Here is a 25727-nt window from a genome sequence, read left to right on the forward strand (position 1 = left end):
ACTGTACCTGTGGCGAGGGAGCTTGCTCCCGTTGGGTCGCGAAGCGGCCCCAAAAATGGGACTGCTGCGCAGTCCAACGGGAGCAAGCTCCCTCGCCACAGGTTACTTTTTACCCCCTTCTACTTCTTAACTGACTGGCATTAGGCTGCGAGGCCGGTTTTTTTATGTCTGCGATTTATGCCGCACCGCAGCTCAAATGTGGGGGCTTGTGTGGGAGCTGGCTTGCCTGCGATAGCATCACTGCGGTGTAGCTGACACACCGAGGCGACTGCATCGCGGGCAAGCCCGGCTCTCACACAAGCCCCACATTTTGATCTATGTCTGACTCAGGATTTGCGTGTCAGAGGCTGTGCACTGAATTTAACACCCACCAACCCATGCTCGATCAACGCACGGATATTGCCGTGATCACTGCCCTCAGGCGTGGCCAATACCGAACGGTAATGCTCACCAAACGCCAACAGCGCTTCCTGATCGCTCAAGCCTTCCAGCAACGCCAGGCCCAGGGTCTTGCACGAACCTTCATTCTGCCCGGCAGCGTTTTCCACGCCGCCGTTGGTGAAGGCCTGTGGCTGGTAGTCGTAACCGGCGGCGACAAAGGCCAGGGTATCGGCAAAGGCGTGTTCGCCGCTGTTGAGGCTGGCGCGCAGGGTGTTCAGGTCAGTCATGGGTTTTTCCTTTGGCGAACGCCGCTTGTTGTTCGGCGTTGGCTTCTTGCTGGTATCGGGCTTTCCACTCGGCGTACGGCATGCCGTACACCACTTCACGGGCGTCATCGAGGCTGACCTCGATCTGGCGCTCGTCGGCCTCGGCCTTGTACCACTTGGACAGGCAGTTGCGGCAGAAGCCGGCGAGGTTCATCAGGTCGATGTTCTGTACATCCTTGCGGCTGTCCAGGTGCGCCACCAACCGGCGGAAGGCGGCAGCTTCGAGTTCGAGGCGTTGTTGGTCGTTCATAGTGCTCACTGCGAATGTAAGGGGTTAGCGACTCGCCGCGAGGGTGATCGACACCGACTCGGCAAAACGTAGCGCGTGGGGTTTGTCGACTTCGACTTCGGCGTACAACACCGATTCGTTGCTCATCACCAGGTCCAGCAGTTCCTGGGTCAGGCGCTCCAGCAGGGCAAAACGGTTGCCTTCCACGTGGGCGATGATGGCCTTGGTGATGGTGCGGTAGTTCAACGCATGGTCGATGTCGTTGTCGCGCACCGCTTCCTGGGCGGCGTAGAGGATGGTCAGGTTGATCAACACATCCTGCTTGTTGAGGATTTCGTCCTCGTTGATCCCGATAAAAGTGCGCAAGCACAGGTCCTTGACCCGGATGCGCGCCATGCCTGGTTGAAGTTGTGGCATTGCTACTTGCTCCGTCCAATCAGTTGCAGGAACTCCATGCGCGTGGTGTTCGACTCGCGGAAAGCGCCGAGCATCACCGAGGTGTTCATGGTTGAATTCTGTTTTTCGACACCGCGCATCATCATGCACATATGTTTGGCTTCAATCACAACCGCCACGCCGGCAGCTTGGGTGACACCCTGGATGGCATCGGCGATTTCCCGCGTGAGGTTTTCCTGGATCTGCAGGCGACGGGCAAACATGTCGACAATGCGCGCAATCTTCGATAGGCCCAGCACCTTGCCCGTTGGCATATAGGCGACGTGCGCCTTGCCGATAAAAGGCAACAGGTGATGTTCGCACAGGGAATACAGCTCGATGTCGGCGACGATCACCATCTCGTCATTGTCGGAGGCGAACAGTGCACCATTGACGATCTCCTCCACGCTCTGGCTGTAGCCATGACACAGATACTGCATGGCCTTGGCCGCGCGCTTGGGGGTGTCGAGCAAGCCTTCGCGCTCCGGGTCTTCACCCAGGCCCTTGAGAATCTCGCGGTAGTGGTGGGGCAGGGACAAAGTCATACAACATCCTCGCAAACGGCTTACTTGATATGCCGCCCGCCGTTGACGGTCAGGGTGGTACCGGTGACATAAGGGTTGTCCAGCAGGTAACGCACGCTCTGGTAAATCACCTCGGGCCCTGGCTCGATGCCCAGCGCCGATTTGGCCAGTACTTTGGCACGATACGCCGCATCGTCGCCTTCATTGAACATCACCATGGCCGGGGAGATGCCGTTGACCTTGATATCGGGTGCCAGTTGAGCGGCAAAGGACAAGGTCAGGCTGTCGAGGCCGGCCTTGGTGGCGCAATAGGCGATGTGTTGGCGGCTGCCCTTACGGGTGACGTCATCGCTGATGTGCACAATATCGGCAGGTCGAGAGCGTTGCAGCAAGTCCGCACAATGCAGGTTGATCAGGTACGGCGCAAGCATATGCACGCTGAACATGTCGGTGAAGGCGCGGCTTTCCTCGCCGGGTGTTTCTGTTTCCCAGGCCGAGGCATTGTGGATGATTGCCCGCAGGCGGGTGGTATGTGCTTTGAGTTCATCGATGAAGGTGAGGATGCCCGCCTCGCTGGAAAAATCGGCGAATAAGGCAATCGCACCGCGCTCGCGCAGGGTCTTCACGCCGGGACGTTCGCTGCGGTAGCTGAAGATGACCGGCTGCCCTTCGTCCAGCAGGCGCAACGCGCAATGCAGGCCGACGCGCTGGCTGGCGCCGGTGATCAGGATCGGGGCAGGAGTAGGCGTCATGACGGGCTCGAATCGCGGGTAGGTGAAAACTATACCAGCGACCGGCCCACCTTACCTGTTGTGCGTAGGTTACGCCGCAGCTTCAGTGGCTTTGACCCGAACCGGTGCGGGGTGCAGCCAGTTCGCCAACAAATGGGTCGACAGCGGAATGAAGAAATACACCATCAACGGCGTCAGCGCCAAAGTGCTGACCAGCACGCGGTTGAACAGGCCTAATTCGCTGAGCAGAGGCTCAAGCCCGACATTGAACAACAGCGATACCGGGAAAAACGCCAGCCAGATGGCGACCGCTTGTTTCCAGCGGGGTGGGCGCTGGCCCACGGCGCCAAACCAGCCGTCGATCCCGCGAACTCGATGTTCCGATGGGTCGGCAAACAAATCGCTGCCGCGTCCCAGCCATGCACCGCGGGACGCCGAGAACTCCCAAGCGTGCAGGGTCTGTTCATCGGCGAAACGGAAAATGATCTGGAACTCATCATCGCCCGGTGGCGGAGCCAGTACGCCAGAGCCCAGGTAGCCCGGAAAGTCAGTGGCCAACTGTTCGCCTTCGCGCAGCCAGGCAATCAGGTCTTCATAACGACCTTTAGCCACACGACGCGCGACCATCAAGGTGACGGGTGAGGTAGACATTGTGTATCTCCAGATGTATGGGCACACGTTACCGGATAGGTGGTGTACCAAGCACAACCGCGGGGTAGGGCGGCTGCACTAAAAAACAAGCAAGGATTATTCCTGAATTGACGAAATACACCAGCGACGTTGGTCGGTTAGTAGCGACCTTGAAAAACGTAGGTGTAAAAGCGTTAAATAGGATCCAAACATCACATGGATGTGTTGTCTGCTGATGGCCACGCTTACTGCTTTACTGGATGGATTTTCGCTCACTGGCACAGTTGATTCTGAAGAGTTTTTGCCAATTCGCGAAGTCTCGAGATTGACAGGCGTCAACCCGGTCACCTTGCGTGCCTGGGAGCGGCGATATGGCCTGATCCAGCCGACACGCACCGAAAGTGGGCATCGCCTGTACTCGAAAGCCGATGTTGATACCGTTCATCGCGTTCTCGACTGGATCGAGCGCGGCGTAGCGGTAAGCAAGGTGGGGAAGATCCTGGCGCGTGATGATCAGCAAGCGGCGGCGGTGCGGGTCGTGGCGCAAGAGTCTGGTAGCCACGAGTGGGGTGAGTGGCAAAGCCAACTGTGGCAGGCCATCAGTGCCTTTGACGACAGGCAATTGTGTCGCCTGTATGGCCAGATTTTCGCGGCTTATCCGATAACGGTAGTGTTTCAGGACATTCTGATGCCTCTCTGGCATCAACTGTCGCGCCATCAAGGCCAATTTGGCCAAGCCAGTGAGTGGCTGTTCTTCGACGCCTTCCTGAGTAGCCGGGCAATACAGCGCCTGCAACTGGCGGCTGCCTCGGCGGCGCCAAGGGTTTTACTGGCGGCCATGCCTGGGGAGTGTCGGAGTCTGGAATTGCTAGTGGCCGGTGTATTGCTGGGCAGTGAAGAACTGACGGCGCAGGTCCTGGGCATGGGCCAGCCCTTCGACGAGTTGACGCTGGTTTGTGAAAAGACCCGTCCTCGTGCGCTGGTGGTGTTCTCCAATCATTCACCTACCCATGACTTGTCCCGACGCCTGAACCGGCTGGCGATGACTCTCGAATGCCCGCTGTTGTTGGCAGGTGATGCTTCGGACTTGGCGCAGGAGGCCCTGGCGGGCTCGTCCATTGGCTGCCTGGGTAATGACGCAAGGTTGATGCAGCAACGACTATGGCGGTTTCTCAGCGGTACCCTGGATACCTGAGATCAGGCGTGAACTTCAGGATGTGCAAGGCGGTGCTGCTGCAGGATGAACTGGCGCAGGCGCTCGATTTCATCCGCATCCCCCTGGTTCAGGCGGTAGGCAAACAGCCCTTGGGCGTTTTCGCGCTCCAGGGTGCCGCGCACGGCGATGCGCTCGTAACCGGAAGGGCTGAACCACAGGGAAAAGGTTTTCGGTGCCTTGGCCCGGCCGCGAATTTCCAGCAGCAACCCCTTGAATGATACTTCACGGACCCATAACGAACCTGGCTGGCCCTTGATGTTCTCCAGGGCTACTGGCTCCTCGAGTGCCAGGCGCCACGGACGGATCATCGGCCCGTCTTCGAAAATGCTCGGTACACCCAGGCGCAAATGCACCGCATGAAACTCGTCTTCCACCAGTTGCAGCGGAAAGGTCATTTGCTGGTTGTCGAATTGGGCCTGGATAGTGACGTGCTCATGGGCGGCCAGCCGGGTGAGCAGATCGCGAATCTGCGCACCGCCATTGACCGTCAGGCTCGACGACGCATCCCGCACGTTGAGTTGCGGGTTATGGTGCATGGTCTGAATAAAATCCAGCTCGTCCTGCGTCAAAAGCGCGTCGCGTTGCATTGATCTGGCTCAAGGAAAGGTGGCAAAAAGCAATTATCACCTTTAAAAGACCGCATTTTCTAAGTTTTGTTAGATCCGCTCGTCGCCTTTAGCGCGGCCAGTTCAGCCAGGGCCTCGGCCAATTGCGCTTCCAATTGCGCTACGCGCTGCTGGGCCTTCACCTGAACCGTGACGTCTTTCTGCACACCGACGAAGTACGTCTGTTTATCGGCATTGTTGTAAACCGTTGATAACGACAGCTCATTCCAGAAGTGTGTGCCGTCTTTGCGGTAATTACGCAGAATTTCCCGGCAGGCACCACCACTGTCCAGCGCATCGCGAATCGCCGTCAGTGCGGGCTGGTCACGGTCGCCTGATTGCAGGAAGCGGCAGTCCTGATAAAGGATCTCATCAAGGGTGTAGCCGGTCAGGCGTTCAAAGGCCGGGTTCACGTAGATCAGCGGTTTGTCCTTGCCTTCGCGCTCGGCGACGACGATCCCGTCGTTGGAGGCGTTGATCACCATTTGCATCAACTTGGCGTTGATCATAAAGCTGTCCATGGCTTGTTTTGGGAGTGTGCAGTCTAGGACATTCGCTGAAAAAGTCTGCGCAACTGCTAATATCCCAGGCTTTTAGTCAGCTACAGGATCAGATTGATGAAAGTCGCCATCCTTTCCGGCTCGGTGTACGGCACGGCCGAAGAAGTCGCCCGGCATGCTGCAAGTATCCTTAATAAAGCGGGTTTTGAAGCCTGGCATAACGCCCGTGCCACCTTGGCGGACGTGCAGGCCTTCGCCCCGGATGCCTTTCTGGCCGTGACTTCCACCACCGGCATGGGCGAGTTGCCGGACAATCTGCAACCGTTGTATTCGATGATCCGCGATCAATTACCCGCCGCCTGGCGTGGCTTGCCGGGTGCGGTGATTGGCCTGGGTGACTCCAGCTACGGTGACACTTTCTGCGGCGGCGGCGAACAAATGCGTGAATTGTTTGCCGAGCTGGGTGTACAGGAAGTGCTGCCGATGCTGCGCCTCGACGCCAGCGAAAGCGTCACCCCGGAAACCGACGCCGAGCCTTGGCTGGCCGAGTTGGTTACTGCACTGCGCGGTTGACCGGGTACTCGCGTGGCAGCGCCAGCCAGGCCTGGGCGGCTTTCGACATGTGCCAGCGCCTTTATTGGCGCTGCTTCTCTGAAACGCTTTAAGCAAATTGAAACTATGCTGAGGAGTGACCCGCTCGGTCATCAAGCTGGCTGGCAATGCAACTACGCCAACCCTCAGGTCTGACTAGACTGGCCCTTCATCCCCCAATAATAAGAAAACCACACCGTCGAGGTCATTGCCGTGAGCCTAGCCCCCGTTCAATCGACACAGAGTGTAAAAGACCAGGTCAGTGCCGCCGAATGGCAGACCCGCGTCGACCTGGCCGCCTGCTACCGCTTGGTCGCCATGCATGGCTGGGACGATCTGATTTTCACCCACATCTCAGCCAAAGTGCCGGGCACCGAAGATTTCCTGATCAACCCGTTCGGGTTGATGTTCCATGAGATCACCGCGTCGAGCCTGGTCAAAGTCGATCAGGCTGGCAACAAGCTGATGGACAGTTCCTACGAGATCAATCCGGCGGGCTACACCATCCACAGCGCAGTGCATGAAGTGCGGCACGACGTGGTGTGTGTCTTGCACACCCACACCGCAGCCGGCGTTGCTGTCTCGGCGCAGAAGCAGGGTGTGTTGCCCATCAGCCAGCAGTCGATATTCGTGTTGTCCAGCCTGGCCTATCACGCCTACGAAGGTGTGGCACTGAACCACGAAGAAAAAGCCCGGTTGCAGGCTGACCTGGGGGAGAACAACTTCCTCATGCTGCGTAACCACGGCCTGCTGACCTGCGGCGGCACCATCGCCGATACCTTCCTGATGATGTTCACCTTCCAGCGTGCCTGTGACATTCAGGTGCTGGCGCAAAACGGCGGCGCCGAGTTGATCGCCATCGAGCCGCAAATTCTGGCGGGAGCCAAGGCCATGATCGCCGGGGTCACCAAAAGCGCCCAAGGCATGGGCGGTGCGTTGGCCTGGCCGGCGCTGTTGCGCAAGCTGGACAAGCAGGACCCAGGATACAAATCCTGATGCGTCTGGCCGAGATTCCCCTCAGCGCCTGGCGCAAACGCGGCCAGAGCTTTGTGTTTCGGGGCCGGACTATTCGTTACTGGGTGGCAGGGCAGGGCGAACCGTTGCTGTTGATCCACGGTTTTCCTACCGCCAGTTGGGACTGGCACTACCTATGGCAGCCCCTGGCCCAGCGCAACACGGTGATTGCCTGCGACATGCTGGGCTTTGGCGATTCGGCCAAGCCACTGGATCATGGCTATTGCCTGCTGGAACAGGCCGACCTGCAACAGGCCTTGCTGGAGTACCTGCGCGTACAGCGGCCGGTGCATGTGTTGGCCCATGATTACGGTGACAGCGTCGCCCAGGAACTGCTTGCCCGGCACTACGAAGGCCGCTTCAAGATGTCGAGCTGTGTGTTTCTCAATGGTGGGCTGTTCCCCGAGACTCATCGCCCAGCGTTGGTGCAAAAACTGTTGCTCAGCCCCCTGGGCTGGATGATCGGTCGCACCTTTGGGCGCAATGCCTTGGCCAGCAGCTTCAAGCAGATCTTCGGCCCTGACACCCGGCCCAGTGAAAGCGCCCTGGACGATTTCTGGAGCCTGATCAATGCACATGATGGCCCACGGATCCTGCACAAACTGATCGGCTATATCCCTCAACGGCGCCGGCAACGGGAGCGTTGGGTGGCGGCGATGCAGCGCGGTGATGTGCCGTTGCGGGTGATTGACGGCGAAGTTGACCCGATTTCCGGTGGGCACATGGTCGCGCGCTACCGCGAACTGGTGCCGAACGCCGATACGGTGTTGCTGGCCAACATCGGCCATTACCCGCAGATCGAAGCGCCGGTGCAGGTGCTCAAGCATTACCTGGCGTTTCGCGAGCGCATCGCGTTGACGGCGCCGCACGTGGCGTGTTCCTGACGATCATCCCCGCACCTTATCGCGCACCATTCAGCCCTAACCGTGTTTATTGTGACCACAAGCCCGGTGCCGGACACTCAACCTATTCCCCCCCTATCGCCCCTGGAGTTTCGTATGAGTGAGTCTGTGCAGTTCAAGGATAAGGTCGTGATCGTCACCGGTGCTGGCGGTGGATTGGGCCGGGCTCACGCGCTGCTGTTCGCCAAGCACGGCGCCAAGGTGTTGGTGAACGACTTGGGTGGCTCGGCCCAGGGCGAAGGTGCCAATGCATCGGCGGCAGACCGAGTGGTGGCCGAGATCCGTGAGGCCGGTGGCATTGCCGAGGCCAATCATGATTCGGTCACCGATGGCGACAAGATCGTACAGAACGCCCTCGACGTGTTCGGCCGCATCGACGTGGTGGTGAACAACGCCGGGATCCTGCGGGACAAGACCTTCCACAAAATGGACGATGGTGACTGGGACCTGGTTTACCGGGTGCATGTCGAAGGCGCCTACAAAGTCACCCGCGCCGCCTGGCCGCACCTGCGGGAGCAAGGTTATGGACGCGTCATTTTTACCGCTTCAACCTCCGGGATTTACGGCAACTTCGGCCAGTCCAACTACGGCATGGCCAAGCTCGGCCTGTATGGCTTGACCCGCACCCTGGCATTGGAAGGGCGCAAGAACAACATTCTGGTCAACGCCATTGCGCCTACCGGTGGCACGCGCATGACCGAAGGCCTGATCCCGCCACAAGTGTTCGAGCGCCTGAAGCCGGAACTGGTCAGCCCGTTGGTGGTGTACCTGGGCAGCGAGGCCTGCCAGGAAACCTCCGGCCTGTTTGAAGTCGGCGGTGGCTGGATCGGCAAGACCCGTTGGGAGCGCAGCCTGGGTGTGGGGTTTGACCCTGAAGCTGGCTTCTCGCCGGACGATGTGGCCGCGCACTGGCAGCAAATCTGCGACTTTGAAGGCGCCGCTCACCCTAAGGACAATATTGAAGCCTTGAAGGAAATGATGGCGAACCTGCAGAAGTACGCCCTCTGATCGTTGCATGAACATTGTTTAATAAAGCGGGGCGCGTAGAGCGCCCCGTTTTATTTCAGGCATAAAAAAGGCCGCTGCAAAAGCAGCGGCCGAAGTAAGACGTTGGATCAAGGAGCGATAAATCAACGTCAGTGAACACTGGTAACAGACTGAAAGTAATGGTCAATCCGTTTGAATTCGGCTTTCTGTTGCCTGGCGGGCGCACACTGGGAAGCGTTCGTTTGCCGTGAAAGCCAGGTAAGAATAGTCGCTTGTCACAGAATGAAAAACACCGATTCGAGACAAGGACTGTTACCAAAGTAGCAACAGTTGGCCGCGCTCTTATGTGGCAAGCCCGCTCGCCACGGGATTGGCCGTACTTCTACTTTACTGCATCCATCCTCCTGATAACCCGCCATCCACCCCGTCGATACCCTCGCCAAAACCCCATCCGGCGCCTCCTCTCATCCTTTCGAGCGACAGTACGAATACCTCCTTGGTGCGCTTATCGCTCCTGATGCGGGGCAGTAGGGTGGGGCCTTCTGTCACACCACCGGGGAAGACGCATGACAAAAACAACAATGCGCGCCATCTTCAGGCCACAGGCGCTGGCCGCTGCGGTTGCTTTGGGTTGCTGCGCCCAGGCGCAGGCTGTTTCGTTCAACATCGGGGAAATCGAAGGGCAATTCGATTCCTCTCTCTCGGTGGGTGCCAGTTGGGGCATGCGCGATGCCGACAAAAAGCTGGTGGGCATTCCCAATGGCGGCACGGGCCAGGCCTCCACCGGCGATGACGGGCGCCTGAATTTCAAGAAGGGCGAGACCTTCTCCAAGATCTTCAAGGGCATCCACGACCTGGAGCTCAAGTACGGCGACAGCGGCGTGTTCGTACGGGGCAAGTATTGGTACGACTTTGAACTGCAGGATGAAGACCGTGAGTTCAAACAGATCAGCAATAACCATCGCGACGAAGGCGCGCGTTCTTCCGGCTACCAGTTGCTGGACGCGTTCATCTACCACAACTATTCCATCGGCGACTTGCCCGGCAACGTGCGCGTCGGCAAGCAAGTGGTCAGTTGGGGTGAAAGCACCTTCATCGGCAACTCCATCAACAGCATCAACCCTATCGACGTTTCCGCCTTTCGCCGACCGGGCGCCGAAATCAAGGAAGGCCTGATTCCGGTCAATATGGTGTTTGCCTCCCAGAGCCTGACCAACCAGCTGAGCGTCGAAGGCTTCTATCAGTTGAACTGGCAAAACACCGTGGTGGATAACTGCGGCACCTTCTTCGGCAACGATGTGGTGGCCCACGGCTGCAACAGCAACTATACGGTTGGCAGCCCGGCGATTGCGCCGTTGCAACCCGTGGCGGCAGCGTTTGGCCAGGGCTTCCAGGTCACTCCGGAAGGTGTGGTAGTGCAGCGTGCCAAGGACCGTGAAGCCCGCGATGGCGGCCAGTTCGGTGCGGCCTTGCGCTGGCTGGGCGATGACACCGAGTACGGCCTGTACTTCATGAACTACCACAGTCGCACGCCGAACGTGGGCACGATCACCGCCAATACCAACTTGGCGACGATCCAACGCATCATCAATACCGCCAACTCCATTGCCCCCGGCACCGGCGCAGGCTTGGCGCAAAGCACGATGCTCGGCCGCGGTCAGTATTACCTCGATTACCCGGAAAATATTCGCCTGTTCGGCGCCAGCTTCTCCACGACCTTACCTACGGGCACCGCTTGGACCGGCGAGATCAGCTACCGCCCCAACGCGCCGGTGCAACTCAACACCACCGACCTGACGTTGTCCCTGGTCAACCCGATTGCCGGTAACGCCGCTTCACCGATTGCCAGTTCATTTGGGGCAGATAACAGCGGTTACCGGCGCAAGGAAATCACCCAGATCCAAAGCACCATGACCCAGTTTTTTGACCAGGTGCTGGGCGCCGAACGCCTGACCCTGGTGGGTGAAGCGGCCTACGTCCATGTCGGTGGGCTGGAGGCGAAATCCAAGCTGCGTTACGGCCGCGATTCGGTCTACGGGCAGTACGGTTTTGGCGGCGACACCGACGGTTTCGTCACGGCCAACTCCTGGGGTTATCGCGCCCGGGCGATCCTCGACTACAACAACGTGTTCGCCGGGATCAACCTCAAACCCAACCTGTCCTGGTCCCATGACGTCAGCGGTTATGGCCCCAACGGCCTGTTCAACCAGGGCGCCAAGGCTATCAGCGTTGGCGTCGACGCCGACTATCGCAACACCTACACCGCCAGCCTGAGCTACACCGACTTTTTTGGTGGCGACTACAACACCCTGACCGACCGTGACTTCCTCGCCCTCAGCTTCGGCGTGAACTTCTGATTTGGCTTAAAGAAGGACATCTTTTTATGAACAAGCAGCGCAACATGATTTTGCAGTGCGGCGTATTGGCCCTGAGCCTGTTGGCGGCCAACGTGATGGCGGCGGTGTCGCCGGAAGAAGCGGCCAAACTCGGCACCACCCTGACGCCGGTGGGGGCCGAGAAAGCCGGCAACGCCGACGGTTCGATCCCGGCCTGGACCGGTGGCATTCCGAAAAACGCTGGCGCGGTGGACAGCAAGGGCTTCCTGGCCGACCCGTTCGCCAATGAAAAACCGCTGTTCGTGATCACCGCCGCCACCGTCGACAAGTACAAGGACAAGTTGTCTGACGGTCAGGTAGCGATGTTCAAGCGCTATCCCGAGACCTACAAAATCCCGGTCTACCCGACCCACCGCACGGTCAATCTACCGCCAGAGGTCTACGAGTCGATCAAGCGCAGTGCGTTGAACGTCAAGGCCATCAACGACGGCAACGGCCTGGAAAACTTCACCGGTAACCGCTACTACGCATTCCCGATTCCGAAGAACGGCGTCGAGGTGCTGTGGAACCACATCACCCGTTACCACGGCGGCAACCTGCGGCGCATCATCACCCAGGCCACGCCGCAGACCAACGGCAGCTACACCTCGATCCGCTTCGAAGAAGAAGTGGCCGTGCCGCAATTGATGCCGGACCTGGACCCGGCCAAAGGCTCCAATGTATTGAGTTTCTTCAAGCAGTCAGTGACCGCTCCGGCGCGTCTGGCGGGCAACGTACTGCTGGTGTATGAAACCCTCGATCAGGTCAAAGAGCCGCGCCTGGCCTGGATCTACAACGCCGGCCAACGCCGTGTTCGCCGTGCGCCGCAAGTGTCCTATGACGGACCTGGTACGGCTGCCGATGGTTTGCGCACCACCGACAACTTCGACATGTTCTCCGGTGCCCCGGACCGCTACGACTGGAAGCTGGTGGGCAAGAAGGAAATGTACATTCCCTACAACAGCTACAAGCTCGACTCGCCGACCCTCAAGTACGACGACATCATCAAGGCCGGGCATATCAACCAGGACCTGACCCGTTACGAACTGCACCGGGTCTGGGAAGTGATCGGCACGGTCAAGCCGAGCGAGCGGCACATCTACGCCAAGCGCCACATGTACATCGACGAAGACAGCTGGCAAGTGGCGCTGGTGGATCACTATGACGGCCGTGGCCAACTGTGGCGCGTGGCTGAAGGTCATGCCCAATTCTATTACGACCACCAGGTGCCGGCCTACACCGTCGAAACCCTGTACGACATCATCGCCGGCCGCTATATAGCACTGGGGATGAAGAACGAGGAGAAACACAGCTTCGAGTTCGGCTTTGCGGCCAAGGCGGCGGACTATACGCCGGCGGCGTTGAGGGCCTCGGGCGTACGCTGATCTTCGTTTGAAATACGATCAAAATGTGGGAGCGGGCTTGCTCGCGAAAGCGGTGAGTCAGTTGGTGCATATTTGGCTGACACTCCGCCTTCGCGAGCAAGCCCGCTCCCACATTTGACCGCGTTCCACATTCAGGTCCCATGCCGGGACCCTTCGGGCGCCCGGCATTTTTTATGCCCGGCAATCAGCCTGCTGAATACTCCTCAACAACCGCCAACCACAGGACTAGGGTAGGAGGCACGCAGCCTAATAATAAAAAACAGGGACGCAGTAATGACCGCCATGACCCGTTGTCTGGATCGTCCTGGATTCATGCCCCGTTTGTCTTCCCACCATTTATTGCGCCCGCGTCTGGCCGAGCCTTTGCTCATGGCGCAGGCTCGGGTGAAGTTGCTCTGTGCACCGGCCGGCAGTGGCAAGAGCGCCTTGCTTGCCGAGTGCGCGTTACAGGCGCCCACCACGTGCCAGGTGTATTGGCTGCCCTTGAACGGTGCTGCCCTCGGCGCCCTCGATTTCTGCCAGCGCCTGGCGCAAAGCCTCGGTTTGGTGTTTGTCGATGAAGCGACATTGTCGATGGATCTCAGTCGCTGGCAGGGCACGGCCTGGGTCTTCCTCGATGACTATTGCCGGGTTCCGACCCTGGAGCTGGATGCCTTGCTCGACCGCTTGCTGGTCGCCAGCAGCCCGGCGTTGAGCTGGTGGTTGGGCGCACGGCGACGGCCGATGTGCAACTGGCCCCGGTTGCTGCTCGATGATGAGTTGTGGGAATGCAGTGGCGCGGAAATGGCCTTTGATCAGGCCGAAATCCAACAATTGACCACCCGCTGTCCCTACGCCGGGCAAACCGCCGACAAGGTGGTGCACTTCAGTGCTGGTTGGTGTGCTGGCGTGCGCATCGCCCTGCTTGAAGTGGATGGGCATCCGGATAAAACGCTGCTCGATTACCTGCAGCATGAGCTGTTCAGCACGCTGACACCTGAGCTGGCCGAAGCCTGGCGCGTGTTGGCGCACTTGCCGCGTTTCAATCCCGGTTTGTGTGAGCACCTGTTCGGTTTTGGTGATGGTGCCGACTACCTGCGGGACTTGCAGGCGCTGGGTGCCTTTATTGAACCTTGGGAGGATTCTCCCGACTGGTCGCAAGTCTTCCCACCCTTGGCGAAATTACTGCAGGACGAACCCTGGCCGGCCAAGCGCTCCTGGCATCGGCGAGCGTGCCAATGGTTCACCGTGGCCGAGGATTGGCAGGTGGCGTTCGAGCAAGCGCTGTTGGCCGAGGAGTACGAAGTCGCCGTCAGCCTGCTGCGTCATTTCAGTTTTGAAGACCTGTTCCGCCAGCAAAACGCGGTGCTGTTGTTGCGTTTGCATGAACAGCATGGCGATGAACTGATGCTGGGCTCGGCGCAGTTGGTGGGGCTGGTGACGGCGGCGTTGTTGTTTGCCGGGCGCTTCGATCAGGCCGCGCAATGCATCGACCAGTTGGCGCGGTTCACACCGCAGCCGACCGCGCAATTGCAGCGTCAGTTGTTGGCCCGTTGGCAGGCACAGTGGGGCTGGCTATTGCATCTGGGGGGCGAGGCGTTGCGCGCCCGCGAGCACTTTCTCGAAGCCCTGGCGTATCTGCCGGACGGTGCTTGGACATCGCGCTTGATGTGCTTGTCCGGGCTGACCCAACAGGCCTTGTTGCGGGGGGAACTGGACGTGGCCCAAGGTCTGAACCGAGAAGCGCTGTGCCTGGCCAGGTCTCATGGTTCATTGTTGCTGGAGGCGCTACTGGAGCTTGATCACGCCCAGTTGCTGGAGCAGCGTGGTGCGCCTTATCGAGCCCAGAGCCTGCTGGAAAATGTCCAGGCGATGCTAGCCAGGCAGCGACTCAAGGCTGGGCCATTGGTGGGACGAATTGCTCTGCGACGTGGGCGTCTGGCCTTGCGCCAAGGCCACGATGCCGTGGCCGCCGAATGCTTCGAGACAGGGTTGGACATTTGTCTGCATAGCCAGGACAAGCGTGTGTTGTACGGTTTTCTCGGGTTGGCGTTGTTGGCGGCGAACAAGGGTGATTATGCCCAGGCGTTTATCCAGCTGCGGGACGCCGAACGCCTGATGCAACAGCGGCACGTGCCGGACACCGTGTACCGGGCCGTGCTGTTGTTGCTCAGTGGGCATTTCTGGCTACAGCAAGGGCGTGCCGAGTTGACCCTGGAGGCGGTGACTCGCGTGTTGCGTCACTACCGTGGGCCGAATGCGAAACAGGCGCCGCCGGCCACGCTGGAATTGATTCCACGTCTTGAGTATTTGCAGGTGTTGGCCGAGGTGAAGTTAAGCCGTTTTGATGCGCCCATCGCGCGGCTTAACGCCTTGCTTGAGAGTGCCCGGCAACGGGGCATGCTGTGCCTTGAGGCTGAATTGCATCTGGTGTTGGGGGAGGTGGCCTGGCAAATGGCCGATCGGCCGTTGGCCTTGCGCTCATTGCAAGCCGGTCTGGAACTGGCGGGCCGTTGTCAGGTGCAGCAGGCGATTCGCGAGTTGCGTCTGCGTCAGCCGGGGTTGTTGAGTGAATTGGGGCTGGAACCTCGGGAGTATCAGGCCTGTGTCGGGGACAATCCCCTTAGTCAGCGGGAGCTGGAGGTGCTGCAGTTGATTGCCTTGGGTAACTCCAACCTGGAGATCGCCGACCAACTGTTTATCTCGCTGCACACGGTGAAAACCCATGCGCGGCGGATACATAGCAAGTTGGGGGTAGAGCGGCGGACTCAGGCGGTGGCGAAGGCCAAGATGTTGGGGTTGATGGCCTGAACGCCAATCTCGAAATCAACGCAGGCCAATGTGGGAGCGGGCTTGCTCGCGAAGGCGGTGTATCAGCCACTAGATACTTTGACTGACCCACCGCCTTCGCGAGCAAGCCCGCCCCCACATTTTTACTCAATCAGGGCTGATACCCCATCCGCCAACTCACCGCCTGGCTCGCCGCGAGCAATCGCTTGGCCGCCGGCCCATCCTCATCGGCATGAAACAACGACGTCGGCCCCACCACCGTCAACACCGCCGCCACTTGCCCCATCGCGTTGAACACCGGCGCCGACAGCGCGTCCACCCCCGGCATCAGCAGGCCATGGACAAAATGCAGCCCACGCTGGCGAATCTGTTCACAGGTGTCGGCATATGCCTGGTCATCCACCAGGGCATGGGCGATACCCGCCTGAATCTCCCGCTCACGCAACTCGACCGTTTCCCGCGAGGGCAGAAAGGCGCTGAACACCAGCCCTGTGGACGAACTCAACAGCGGCAGCACCGAGCCCAGTTGCGTCACCACCGTCACGGCCCGCACGGCCGGTTCGATGTGCACCACGGTGGCGCCCTGATTGCCCCACACCGCGAGAAAGCAGGTCTCGTTCAACTCGTCCCGCAGCTCTGCCAGGGGCAGGGCCGCGACTTTCAGCACGTCCATACTGCCCAGTGCGGCCAAACCCACACGCAAGGCTTCGCGGCCCAGGCCGTAATGGTTGGTGGCGGTGTTCTGCTCGGCGAAGCCACTGGCGATCAGCGCCTGCAAGTAGCGGTGGACCTTGCTCGCCGGCATCTGCACATGCTCAGCCAGACGCGATAACGACGTGGCCGGCGACAGTTCGGCCAGGGCTTTGAGGATGTCGGTGCCGACCTCGGCCGAGCGGACTTTCTGTTTACCGGTGTCGCGGGTAGCGGGCGGCTTTTCCATGGAAGGCGTGTATCCCAAGACGAATGGCGGTCTTTATAGCTTGACGGTCAATACCAATCAAATTACGTTATGCGTAATTGGATTACGATAAAAATAACTTCTACGCAGAGGAAGATCCATGACCCTCAATTATCAATCTGGCTTTGGCAATGAATTCGCCAGCGAAGCCTTGCCAGGCGCGCTGCCCGTCGGCCAGAACTCCCCGCAAAAAGCGCCCTACGGGCTGTACACCGAACTGTTCTCCGGTACGGCCTTCACCATGGCGCGCAGCGAAGCGCGGCGTACCTGGCTGTACCGCATCCAGCCGTCGGCCAACCACCCGGCGTTCGTCAAGCTTGAACGGCAGTTGGCCGGTGGCCCGTTGGGCGCCGTGACCCCCAACCGTCTGCGCTGGAACCCGCTGGATATCCCGAGCGAGCCGGCCGATTTTATCGACGGCCTGGTGGGCATGGTTGCCAACGCCGGGGCGGAAAAACCCGCCGGCATCAGCATCTATAACTACCGCGCCAATCGCTCCATGGACCGGGTGTTCTTCAATGCCGACGGTGAGCTGCTGATCGTTCCCGAGCAAGGTCGCCTGCGCATCGCCACCGAACTGGGCGTGCTGGAAGTCGAGCCGCTGGAAATCGTTGTGTTGCCGCGCGGCCTGAAATTCCGTGTCGAGCTGCTGGATGCCCAAGCCCGTGGCTATGTTGCGGAAAACCACGGCGCGTCGCTGCGTCTGCCGGATCTTGGCCCCATTGGCAGCAACGGCCTGGCCAATGCACGGGACTTCCTCACCCCCGTGGCCCATTACGAAGACCTCAAGCAACCCACGACTCTGACGCAGAAATTCCTCGGCGAACTGTGGGGCTGCGAGCTGGATCACTCGCCACTGAACGTGGTGGCCTGGCACGGCAATAACGTGCCGTACAAATATGACCTGCGCCGTTTCAATACCATTGGCACCGTGAGTTTCGATCATCCGGATCCGTCGATCTTTACCGTATTGACCTCACCCACCAGTGTGCACGGCCTGGCCAACCTCGACTTCGTGATCTTCCCGCCCCGCTGGATGGTCGCCGAGAATACCTTCCGGCCACCGTGGTTCCACCGCAACCTGATGAACGAGTACATGGGCCTGATCCAGGGTGCCTACGATGCCAAGGCCGAAGGCTTCCTGCCGGGCGGCGCGTCCTTGCACAGTTGCATGAGCGCCCATGGTCCGGACGGCGAGAGCTGCACCAAGGCCATCGCTGCGGACCTGGCGCCCCACAAGATCGATAACACCATGGCCTTCATGTTCGAGACCAGCCAGGTGCTGCGTCCCACCCGGTTTGCCCTGGAATGCACGCAGCTGCAAAACAATTACGACGCTTGCTGGGCCTCGCTGCCCGCAACCTTCAACCCGAATCGGAGATAACCTATGACTCAGTCCACCATCACCCGCAGTTGGGTGGCCTCCGCCAACGGTCACCGTGACTTCCCGCTGCAAAACCTGCCGCTGGGTGTGTTCAGTGTTAACGGTTCGGCGCCGCGCAGTGGCGTGGCCATTGGTGAACATATTTTCGACCTGCACGCGGCGTTGGATTTCTTTGACGGCGAGGCTCGTCGTGCCGTGGAAGCCACCGCTGGCGGTCAATTGAACGCCTTCTTTGAACTCGGCCGTGGCCCTCGGGTGGCCCTGCGTGAACGCCTGTTGGAACTGCTGGCTGAAGACAGCAGCCTGCGTGGCAAGCTCGAAGCGCTGGGGGCGAAAGTGCTGCCGTTGGCCGCCGATTGCCAGATGCACCTGCCGGCGAAGATCAACGATTACACCGACTTCTACGTCGGCATCGAACACGCACAAAACGTCGGCAAACTGTTCCGCCCCGACAACCCGTTACTGCCCAACTACAAATACGTGCCCATCGGTTATCACGGCCGTGCGTCGACGATTCGTCCTTCGGGCACCGAGGTGCGCCGACCCAAGGGCCAGACACTGCCTGCGGGCCAGACCGAACCTACCTTCGGCCCGTGCGCTCGCCTGGATTACGAACTGGAACTGGGGATCTGGATCGGTCAGGGCAACGCCATGGGCGACTCGATTGCCATTGGTGACGCGGCGGACCACATCGCCGGCTTCTGCCTGCTCAACGATTGGTCGGCGCGGGATATCCAGGCTTGGGAATACCAGCCGCTGGGGCCGTTCCTCTCGAAAAGCTTTATCACCAGCATCTCGCCATGGGTAGTAACCGCCGAAGCGCTGGAGCCATTTCGCAAGGCACAACCGGCACGCCCTGAAGGCGACCCGCAACCGCTGCCGTACCTGTTGGACACGCGTGACCAGAAAGGCGGCGCTTTCGATATTGAGTTGGAAGTACTGCTGACCACCGTCTCGATGCGCGAGCAGAACCTGCCGGCCCATCGCCTGACCCTGAGCAACACCCGGCATATGTACTGGACCGTGGCGCAGATGGTCGCGCACCACAGCGTCAACGGCTGCCAATTGCAGGCCGGCGATCTGTTTGGTTCGGGCACGTTGTCGGGGCCTGAAGCGGGCCAGTTCGGCAGCCTGCTGGAAATCACCGAAGGCGGTAAAAAGCCGATTGAACTGGCATCCGGTGAAGTCCGTAAATTCCTCGAAGACGGCGACGAAATTATCCTGCGGGCCCGTTGTACTCGTGAGGGGTTTGCTTCCATCGGCTTCGGCGAATGCCGAGGCACTGTGATCGCGGCGCGCTGAGAGGGCAGGGCCATGGAACTCTATACCTACTACCGCTCCACTTCGTCGTACCGGGTGCGAATCGCACTTGCGCTCAAGGGCCTGGATTTTACGGCGGTGCCGGTCAATCTGCTGGTGCCCAAGGGCGGTGCCAATCGCCAGCCCGAGTACCTGGCCATCAACCCGCAAGGCCGCGTGCCCGCCTTGCGCACCGATGATGGAGAGCTGTTGATTCAGTCGCCGGCGATCATCGAGTACCTGGAAGAACGTTATCCACAGGTGCCGTTGCTCTCCAAAGACCTGGCAACCCGGGCTCATGAGCGGGCGGTGGCGTCGATCATCGGTTGCGATATTCATCCGCTGCACAACTCCAGCACCCAGAACCTGCTCAAGCAGTGGGGGCACGACGAAGCGCAGGTGCTGGAGTGGATTGGTCATTGGATCAGCCAGGGGTTGGCGGCGGTGGAGCAACTGGTTGGTGACGAGGGTTACTGCTTTGGTGAGCAGCCGGGGATGGCAGATGCGTTTCTGATTCCGCAGTTGTATGCGGCAGAGCGCTTCAAGGTGCCGTTGGATGCCTACCCACGCATTCGGCGTGTGGCTGAGCTGGCGGCGAAGCATCCGGCGTTTATCCAGGCGCATCCAGCCAATCAACCGGACACCCCATAAATCAATGTGGAAGCTGGCTTGCCCGAGATCGGTGTAGCCGCTGCCGAGGGACGAGGCTGCGATGCGGGCCGCAGGACCGCCCTTGAGGGCCGCTACGTCGGAATGCCGCACCAAACCCATCGCAGCCTCGTGCCTCGGCAGCGGCTACATCGTAATTATGTATTTACCTAGTCAAAAACCGCCTCGCATGAAGGCGGACACCTAAAAAACAACACAGGTACCTTGCGATGCACAATCAGATTGCCAGCTTTCGCGCGGCACTCGACACCCGTCCGGTGTCGCGCTACCAGTGGTTGATTCTCCTGTTGCTGGCGTTGCTGCTGGTCACCGACGGCTACGATGCTCAGGTCCTGGGTTACGTAGTGCCTGCGTTGGCCAGGGACTGGGGCCTGGAAAAAGCCGCGTTCGGCCCGGTGTTCAGCGCCAACTTGTTGGGGCTGACCCTTGGCTCCCTGGCGGTGACACCGCTGGCGGATCGCTTCGGTGTGCGGCGCATTCTGCTGTGTTGTGTGCTGATCTACGCCAGCCTCACGGTGCTGATGGTCTTTGCTAACTCCCTGAATACCTTGATGGCCGCACGCTTCATCTGCGGCATCGGCATGGGCGGCGCGATGCCCAGCGCCATGGCCCTGATGTCTGAATACTCACCGCCGCGCCTGCGTACCTTGATGGTGACGTTGGCGGCGTGTGGCTTTTCGTTCGGTGGTGCAGCCGGCGGGTTTGTCGCGGCGGGGTTTATCGACAGCTTCGGCTGGCAAGCGGTGTTCCTGGCGGGTGGTATCACACCGTTGCTGCTGTTCCCGTTCCTGGCCTGGTTACTACCGGAGTCACTGCCGCGCTTACTGCGTGACGCACCACCGTATGCGCGCCTGCAAAAAGTCACCGCACGCATGCTACCCGGCTGGCAGCCACCTGCAGCGAGCGAGGCAGAAAACCGTCAGGAGCAGGGCAGCAAGCTGACCGTAGTAGAGCTGTTTCGCCATGGTTACGCCCGTCCGACGCTGCTGATCTGGGCGACCTTTTTTGTCAGCCTGATCCTGCTGTATTTCATGATCAGTTGGCTGCCGTCGCTGCTGCTGGAAAGTGGCCTGGGCATGAACGAAGCTAACCTGGTGACCTCGATGTTCCTGTTTGCCGGGACCTTGGGCGCTATCGGCATGGCCTGGTTTGCCGACCGACTGAAAAGCAAAGTGCGGCTGCTGTCTGGCGTGTTGGCTGCTGCGGCGGTGTGCACGATCTTGCTGGGGCTCAATCACGACAATCCGCGTTATCTGGTGGCCAGTGTGTTCGCGGCAGGTTTCTGCATCATCGGCGGCCAACTGACCCTCAATGCGTTCGCCAGCAATTTCTACCCGGCCCACGTACGTGCCACCGGCACGGGTTGGGCGTTGGGCGTGGGGCGATTCGGTTCGATCCTGGGGCCGTTGTTCGGCAGCATGCTGTTGGCGATGCATATTCCGGTGCAGCAGATTTTCTTTTTCTGCGCGATTCCGGCGGTGATTGCGGCGTTGTTGATCATTCAAGTGCGTTCGCCGGGTAGCGATGCACCGAAGGAGCCGATGTACAGCGATATCCTCAAAGTGCCGACAAAGTTGTGAGCGGTGGCTTCAATGCACCACTGAATTGGGCGGCAGATGCCCCAGCCGCTCGGTCAGGCGCAGCCGCTGGATAGGGTCTTCGCTGAGCATCAGGGCGTGCTCCAGATCAAAGCGCTCGGCATTCGGGCAGTCCAGGCGCTGGTACAGGCTGGCGCGGGCCAGGTAGTCGGCCGCGCTGGCATTGCCCAGTTCCAACACGCGTTCGGCGTCCACCAGGGCGGCGAGGTGATCGTCGTTGGACAGGTGCAACTGGCGCAGATTGCGTGACAACCGTTGCAGGATCTCCCGAGGCTCGGCGGTGTGCAGGTGATCGGCCTGCAGCTTGAGGTTCGGCCCGTACTGGCGTTGCAGCAGCTCGCGGCAATCGTTGGGGTACAGGCGCCGACCGCCGCAGGGGTCCAGCAGATGATCAGTACCGGGTACGCGGAGCAAGAAGTGCCCCGGAAAGTTGACCCCGACCATGGGGATGTCCAGCCGTCGTGCCAGTTCCAGGGCGATCAGTCCCAGGGCCAGCGGTTGCCCACGCTTGCGTTGCAACACCTTGTCCAGCAGGGCGGCGGCGGGGCGTAACGGGGTGTAGTCGTCCTGGGCGAAGCCTAAGTCATTCATGCGCCGCAGCAGCGGTTGGCCCAGTTCATCGGGCGCCAAGGTGGGCATGCCGAGGTTGATCCGCTGCGCCAGCCATTTGAAGTCGTGCAGGATGACCAGGGGCTCGACGGCGGGGTCGTGCTCGGCAGCCATCCACAGCGCGGCTTCAAACAGCGCGGGGGGTGAACGTTCCAGACAGGCGAAAAAGGCTTGGCGGGGATTCATTACGGTCTCCGGCGGATGGTTCGTTTTAGCCTTGCAGAGCACTTTCGTCCAGTGCCTTATAAGAAACGCCCCACTTGGTTATGTCGCAAAGCCTGTAAAACCGGCGGGCTTATTCCTGCGTACTTCGGCAAGCTTTTACCGCAGGCCTATACTTGGCCATTACAAGAAGTGATTCGGGAGCCCGACGATGTTTGCGCTCATGCACAGCTCACGCCTTGAATCGCTGCACCTGAGTATCGACCCGGTGACGGGGTTGAAGGCGGTCATTGCCATCCACAGCAGCCGCTTGGGCCCCGCCCTGGGAGGTTGTCGCTACTTGGCCTATCCGGACGACGAAAGCGCCGTCGCGGATGCTGCGCGCCTGGCCCAGGGCATGAGCTACAAGGCTGCCATGGCCGGTTTACAGGTCGGCGGCGGTAACGCCGTGATCGTCCGCCCGGCCCACGTTGAAAGCCGCGCGGCCCTGTTCGAAGCCTTTGGCCGCTGCATCGAGCAACTCGACGGCCGCTACATCACCGCCATCGACAGCGGCACTTCGGTCGCCGACATGGACTGCATCGCCCAGCAAACCCGCTTTGTCACCAGCACCACGGCCGCTGGCGATCCTTCGCCCCATGCCGCCATGGGCGTATTCGCCGGCATCCGCACCACCGCCATGGCTCGTCTGGGCAGCGATAACCTGGAAGGCCTGCGCGTGGCGATCCAGGGCTTGGGCAACGTCGGCTACGCCCTGGCCGAGCAGCTGCATGCGGCGGGGGCTGAATTGCTGGTGAGTGATATCGACCACGGCAAAGTGCAATTGGCCATGGAGCAACTGGGCGCTCACCCGATTGCCAATGAAGCCTTGCTCAGTACCCCGTGCGACATTCTCGCGCCCTGCGGCCTGGGCGCCGTGCTCAACCGCCACAGTGTCGCCCAGTTGCGCTGTGCTGCCGTGGCCGGTTCCGCCAGTGCCCAGTTGACCAACCTGCAAGTGGCCGACCAGTTGGAAGGGCGCGGCATCCTTTACGCCCCAGACTACGTCATCAACTCGGGCGGGCTGATCTACGTTGCCCTCAAACACAGCGGCGCGGAGCTGGCGACCATCACGGCGCACTTATCAAACATTGGCACGCGCCTGACGGAAATCTTCGCCCATGCCCAGGCTGAAAAACGCTCGCCTGCGAGGGTGGCGGATGAGCTGGCCGAGCGGCTGTTGTACCGATAAACAGGTATTAAAAAGGCCCTGAACCAATGATTCAGGGCCTGTTCAATTCGGGCTTTATTCCGCCGGTGGGTTCAGCAACTCGGACAGCGCGTCCGGCTGACTCTTGAACGCCTTGGCAAACACATCGCGATTCTTCGCCATGTAGATCCCGGCTTCCTCCACCTGCTGCTCGCTCAGGGAAGGCACGGCTTTTTGTAACACTTCTGCCAGCAACTCAGCGAGTTCAAGCATCTTGTCATGACGGTCAGCTTCGGCTTTATCCATGAACAAACGCTCCAGATCTCGGCTGCTGCGGTATACCACTTCGACGGCCATTCACCACCTCACATGCCTTCACGATAGTTGTCTTTTGCGACTACTGTATTTATATACAGCAAAAAGGATAAGCCAATCCACGGGTTTTGGGTAGCAGCTTTTTAATGTAGTCGGTAAATGGGGGTTTGCAGCAGGAGAAATTTCTGACAACTTGCCGGGGTTGCGCCGGTTTCGTCCGGTGGCTTACCTTCGCCGTTCGCTGCACATGCAGCAAACGGGCTTGGCGGCCCGATACACGAAAGGCGCAACAGTGTCGCCAAACAAGATTGCAGGCGTTTTTTTACGTCTGCACTCCTGTGTTATGGCGGGTTGCGCAAGGACCCTTCGGGGTGCCGGGTTCCTTTCGTGCCGGTCCGCCAACCTTGTGCAATCCGTCACCCAATCTGCTTGGCGGCAGATGGTGATGGTCCCATTACGAAAGGATCTATGCCATGAAAAAGCACTCCCCCAATCCCCCTGACAATTCGCACAATGATGGTCGGCTCCAAGCTGCCGCCAATCGGGCCATTGATCACTGTCTACGAGCTGAATCATCTCAACCTGCACCCGAATCCCCCACGATGCTTTTCAGCGTTACGCCTCAAGCGGATACGGAAACTTTACTGGTCAATGCCAGCGAAACCTTGAACAGTGCCCGTGAAATGGCAAGCAGTCTGGCTTTTGAACTTGAGGGCTCGCAACGAAGCCTGTTGCTGGCGATCCATCAGTTGGTGGAAATGAGCGGCTTGCTGGTCGATCGAGCGTTGGAGCAAACCACACCCGCTTGAGGGTGATGCAACCGAAACCCTGTAGCCGCTGCCGAGGTACGAGACTGTGATGGGGTTGGGCGGCATTCCGATGTAGCGCCCCCCCAGTCGGCGGTCCTGCGGCCCGCATCGCAGCCTCGTACCTCGGCAGCGGCTACAGAGCGCCAAGAAGTGCCTAATATCATCCGGCCACCTTCTCACTCTCTGTCCCTGGCCTTTTTTCTGCATGCAGAGAAACCGTCACGTCCAACCCGCATTATCCGGTCGAGCTGACCTAAGGAAGCATCATCGTGAAAATCAACTGGGCCGAAAAACTGCGGCATAACGTGCATCAACTGGCCGAGTCCCTGGGTAATCTGTTCGTCGAGTCGTTCCACTACCTGGCGCTGTTCGCCATTGGTGCGGTGACGGCCTGGGCGGCGGTGATGGAGTTTTTGGGGATGCTCGAAAACGGGCACATCAAGATCGATGACATCTTGCTGCTGTTCATCTACCTGGAATTGGGGGCGATGGTCGGGATTTACTTCAAGACCAACCACATGCCGGTGCGGTTCCTGATCTATGTGGCGATCACCGCGCTGACCCGCCTGCTGATTTCCAACGTCTCGCACCACAACCCGCCGGACATCGGCATCATCTACCTGTGCGGTGGGATTCTGCTGTTGGCCTTCGCGATTTTGGTGGTGCGTTATGCGTCCTCGCAGTTTCCGTCGGTGAAGGTTGAAGGCCCGAGGCGCAAAGGCCAGGCGAGCCAGGAGACGGAGAAGGGCGAGCTTTAAAACCCGGTGGTTAATGGCGCTCCACTGTTGGGCGGCCGTTGAAGAGGGGGAGGGCTATCGCCATCGGTCATCACCGCGAGGATTTCCATGGCGCTGTGGCCCTGTTCGATGGCGATGCCAAATTGCACACTTTGCACCAGGCGCCTGAGGCGTTGCGGGTCGTTGCGTTGTGCGGCGCTGATCATGCGTTTGGCCACTACGCCGTTATCGTCGGAAAGGGTCAGCATGATGCTGCCGTCCAGGCGTTGAATGCTCAAATTGACCCGGTATTGGGGGCTAAAGGTGTCGGTGATGATCTGAAAAGGATTGTCCATGGTGCGCTACCGCCTGATAAGAGCATGCAGTCATTGACGGTCGGTGTCGGGATTAGTTCGCGT

At 59.8% G+C, this 25727-nt stretch carries 27 protein-coding genes; 15 read left to right on the forward strand and 12 right to left on the reverse strand.

The features are described from left to right. Positions 1–326 precede the first annotated feature (326 nt). The 6 genes from HKK55_RS01255 to HKK55_RS01280 form a co-directional block, all read right to left on the reverse strand. A complete protein-coding gene (locus tag HKK55_RS01255; RefSeq protein ID WP_169352999.1) occupies positions 327–668 on the reverse strand; it encodes a HopJ type III effector protein in 342 nt (113 codons plus the stop codon). After that, positions 661–957, reverse strand: a complete 297-nt coding sequence (locus HKK55_RS01260) for a DUF1244 domain-containing protein (protein ID WP_169353000.1) — start codon at positions 955–957, stop codon at positions 661–663. Before HKK55_RS01260 ends, HKK55_RS01255 begins: the two co-directional genes overlap by 8 nt. Before the next feature lie 24 nt (positions 958–981). After that, positions 982–1353, reverse strand: coding sequence for a dihydroneopterin triphosphate 2'-epimerase (gene folX / locus HKK55_RS01265; RefSeq protein WP_003194073.1), 372 nt, complete (start codon positions 1351–1353; stop codon positions 982–984). Positions 1354–1355: 2 nt separating this feature from the next. Further along, positions 1356–1916, reverse strand: coding sequence for a GTP cyclohydrolase I FolE (gene folE, locus HKK55_RS01270; protein WP_169353001.1), 561 nt, complete (start codon positions 1914–1916; stop codon positions 1356–1358). Between the two features lie 20 nt (positions 1917–1936). Beyond that, positions 1937–2647: a dihydromonapterin reductase gene (gene folM / locus HKK55_RS01275; protein ID WP_169353002.1), complete on the reverse strand. Its 711-nt coding sequence runs from the start codon at positions 2645–2647 to the stop codon at positions 1937–1939. A 69-nt stretch (positions 2648–2716) separates the two neighbouring features. Beyond that, positions 2717–3277 (reverse strand): antibiotic biosynthesis monooxygenase, encoded by a 561-nt coding sequence (locus HKK55_RS01280; protein ID WP_169353003.1) that lies wholly within the window; start codon positions 3275–3277, stop codon positions 2717–2719. A 214-nt stretch (positions 3278–3491) separates the two neighbouring features. Between HKK55_RS01280 and HKK55_RS01285 the strand changes: the two genes are divergently transcribed. Next, the gene (locus tag HKK55_RS01285; RefSeq protein WP_169353004.1) at positions 3492–4451 is read left to right on the forward strand and encodes a MerR family transcriptional regulator; all 960 of its coding nucleotides are present in this window, start codon (positions 3492–3494) and stop codon (positions 4449–4451) included. A gap of 2 nt (positions 4452–4453) precedes the next feature. Here the strand turns inward: HKK55_RS01285 and HKK55_RS01290 are convergent, their stop codons facing one another. Together HKK55_RS01290 and HKK55_RS01295 are read right to left on the reverse strand one after the other, a co-directional pair. Continuing rightward, complete coding sequence (locus HKK55_RS01290; RefSeq protein WP_169353005.1) at positions 4454–5059, reverse strand: hypothetical protein; 606 nt, start codon at positions 5057–5059, stop codon at positions 4454–4456. 59 nt (positions 5060–5118) lie between these two features. Next, on the reverse strand, positions 5119–5586 hold the full coding sequence (locus tag HKK55_RS01295; protein WP_169353006.1) for a PAS domain-containing protein: 468 nt from the start codon (positions 5584–5586) through the stop codon (positions 5119–5121). A gap of 108 nt (positions 5587–5694) precedes the next feature. Between HKK55_RS01295 and HKK55_RS01300 the strand changes: the two genes are divergently transcribed. The 7 genes from HKK55_RS01300 (at position 5695) to HKK55_RS01330 (ending at position 15621) form a co-directional block, all read left to right on the forward strand. Then, a complete protein-coding gene (locus HKK55_RS01300; RefSeq protein ID WP_169353007.1) occupies positions 5695–6150 on the forward strand; it encodes a flavodoxin in 456 nt (151 codons plus the stop codon). A 231-nt stretch (positions 6151–6381) separates the two neighbouring features. Next, complete coding sequence (locus HKK55_RS01305; protein WP_169353008.1) at positions 6382–7164, forward strand: class II aldolase/adducin family protein; 783 nt, start codon at positions 6382–6384, stop codon at positions 7162–7164. Next, the gene (locus tag HKK55_RS01310; RefSeq protein ID WP_169353009.1) at positions 7164–8066 is read left to right on the forward strand and encodes an alpha/beta fold hydrolase; all 903 of its coding nucleotides are present in this window, start codon (positions 7164–7166) and stop codon (positions 8064–8066) included. Before HKK55_RS01305 ends, HKK55_RS01310 begins: the two co-directional genes overlap by 1 nt. Positions 8067–8180: 114 nt before the next feature. Beyond that, positions 8181–9092 carry an SDR family oxidoreductase gene (locus HKK55_RS01315; protein WP_169353010.1) on the forward strand — a complete coding sequence of 304 codons (912 nt, stop codon included), beginning with the start codon at positions 8181–8183 and terminating at the stop codon, positions 9090–9092. A 545-nt stretch (positions 9093–9637) separates the two neighbouring features. After that, positions 9638–11428, forward strand: a complete 1791-nt coding sequence (locus tag HKK55_RS01320) for a DUF1302 domain-containing protein (RefSeq protein WP_169353011.1) — start codon at positions 9638–9640, stop codon at positions 11426–11428. A 44-nt stretch (positions 11429–11472) separates the two neighbouring features. Next, the gene (locus HKK55_RS01325) at positions 11473–12831 is read left to right on the forward strand and encodes a DUF1329 domain-containing protein (RefSeq protein WP_169357760.1); all 1359 of its coding nucleotides are present in this window, start codon (positions 11473–11475) and stop codon (positions 12829–12831) included. 273 nt (positions 12832–13104) lie between these two features. Continuing rightward, entirely contained in the window at positions 13105–15621 is a 2517-nt protein-coding gene (locus tag HKK55_RS01330) for a LuxR C-terminal-related transcriptional regulator (RefSeq protein ID WP_169353012.1), read from the forward strand. A 130-nt stretch (positions 15622–15751) separates the two neighbouring features. Here HKK55_RS01330 and HKK55_RS01335 read toward each other — a convergent pair whose 3' ends face one another. Next, positions 15752–16540, reverse strand: coding sequence for an IclR family transcriptional regulator (locus HKK55_RS01335; protein ID WP_169353013.1), 789 nt, complete (start codon positions 16538–16540; stop codon positions 15752–15754). A gap of 118 nt (positions 16541–16658) precedes the next feature. Between HKK55_RS01335 and hmgA the strand changes: the two genes are divergently transcribed. From hmgA to HKK55_RS01355, 4 genes are all read left to right on the forward strand, one after another. Further along, on the forward strand, positions 16659–17942 hold the full coding sequence (hmgA, locus tag HKK55_RS01340; RefSeq protein WP_169353014.1) for a homogentisate 1,2-dioxygenase: 1284 nt from the start codon (positions 16659–16661) through the stop codon (positions 17940–17942). 3 nt (positions 17943–17945) lie between these two features. Then, the gene (gene fahA / locus HKK55_RS01345) at positions 17946–19244 is read left to right on the forward strand and encodes a fumarylacetoacetase (RefSeq protein WP_169353015.1); all 1299 of its coding nucleotides are present in this window, start codon (positions 17946–17948) and stop codon (positions 19242–19244) included. Positions 19245–19256: 12 nt separating this feature from the next. Beyond that, on the forward strand, positions 19257–19892 hold the full coding sequence (maiA, locus tag HKK55_RS01350; RefSeq protein ID WP_169353016.1) for a maleylacetoacetate isomerase: 636 nt from the start codon (positions 19257–19259) through the stop codon (positions 19890–19892). 227 nt (positions 19893–20119) lie between these two features. Beyond that, positions 20120–21490 carry an aromatic acid/H+ symport family MFS transporter gene (locus HKK55_RS01355; protein WP_169353017.1) on the forward strand — a complete coding sequence of 457 codons (1371 nt, stop codon included), beginning with the start codon at positions 20120–20122 and terminating at the stop codon, positions 21488–21490. Between the two features lie 9 nt (positions 21491–21499). Here HKK55_RS01355 and HKK55_RS01360 read toward each other — a convergent pair whose 3' ends face one another. Next, complete coding sequence (locus tag HKK55_RS01360; protein ID WP_169353018.1) at positions 21500–22303, reverse strand: SirB1 family protein; 804 nt, start codon at positions 22301–22303, stop codon at positions 21500–21502. Between the two features lie 187 nt (positions 22304–22490). Between HKK55_RS01360 and HKK55_RS01365 the strand changes: the two genes are divergently transcribed. Further along, entirely contained in the window at positions 22491–23510 is a 1020-nt protein-coding gene (locus HKK55_RS01365; protein WP_169353019.1) for a Glu/Leu/Phe/Val dehydrogenase, read from the forward strand. A 54-nt stretch (positions 23511–23564) separates the two neighbouring features. On the opposite strand, the gene HKK55_RS01370 is transcribed toward HKK55_RS01365, so the two are convergent. Further along, complete coding sequence (locus tag HKK55_RS01370; protein WP_010564043.1) at positions 23565–23825, reverse strand: YebG family protein; 261 nt, start codon at positions 23823–23825, stop codon at positions 23565–23567. A gap of 431 nt (positions 23826–24256) precedes the next feature. Between HKK55_RS01370 and HKK55_RS01375 the strand changes: the two genes are divergently transcribed. Both HKK55_RS01375 and HKK55_RS01380 read left to right on the forward strand, forming a co-directional pair. After that, positions 24257–24592: a DUF6124 family protein gene (locus HKK55_RS01375; RefSeq protein WP_169353020.1), complete on the forward strand. Its 336-nt coding sequence runs from the start codon at positions 24257–24259 to the stop codon at positions 24590–24592. Between the two features lie 269 nt (positions 24593–24861). Beyond that, positions 24862–25350, forward strand: a complete 489-nt coding sequence (locus HKK55_RS01380; RefSeq protein ID WP_169353021.1) for a phosphate-starvation-inducible protein PsiE — start codon at positions 24862–24864, stop codon at positions 25348–25350. Here the strand turns inward: HKK55_RS01380 and HKK55_RS01385 are convergent. Beyond that, complete coding sequence (locus HKK55_RS01385) at positions 25347–25664, reverse strand: DUF3509 domain-containing protein (RefSeq protein WP_169353022.1); 318 nt, start codon at positions 25662–25664, stop codon at positions 25347–25349. The two genes, HKK55_RS01380 and HKK55_RS01385, sit on opposite strands and share 4 nt — an antisense overlap. Between the last annotated feature and the right edge of the window lie 63 nt (positions 25665–25727).

The sequence above is a fragment of the Pseudomonas sp. ADAK18 genome (genome assembly GCF_012935695.1).
Taxonomy (GTDB): Bacteria; Pseudomonadota; Gammaproteobacteria; order Pseudomonadales; family Pseudomonadaceae; genus Aquipseudomonas.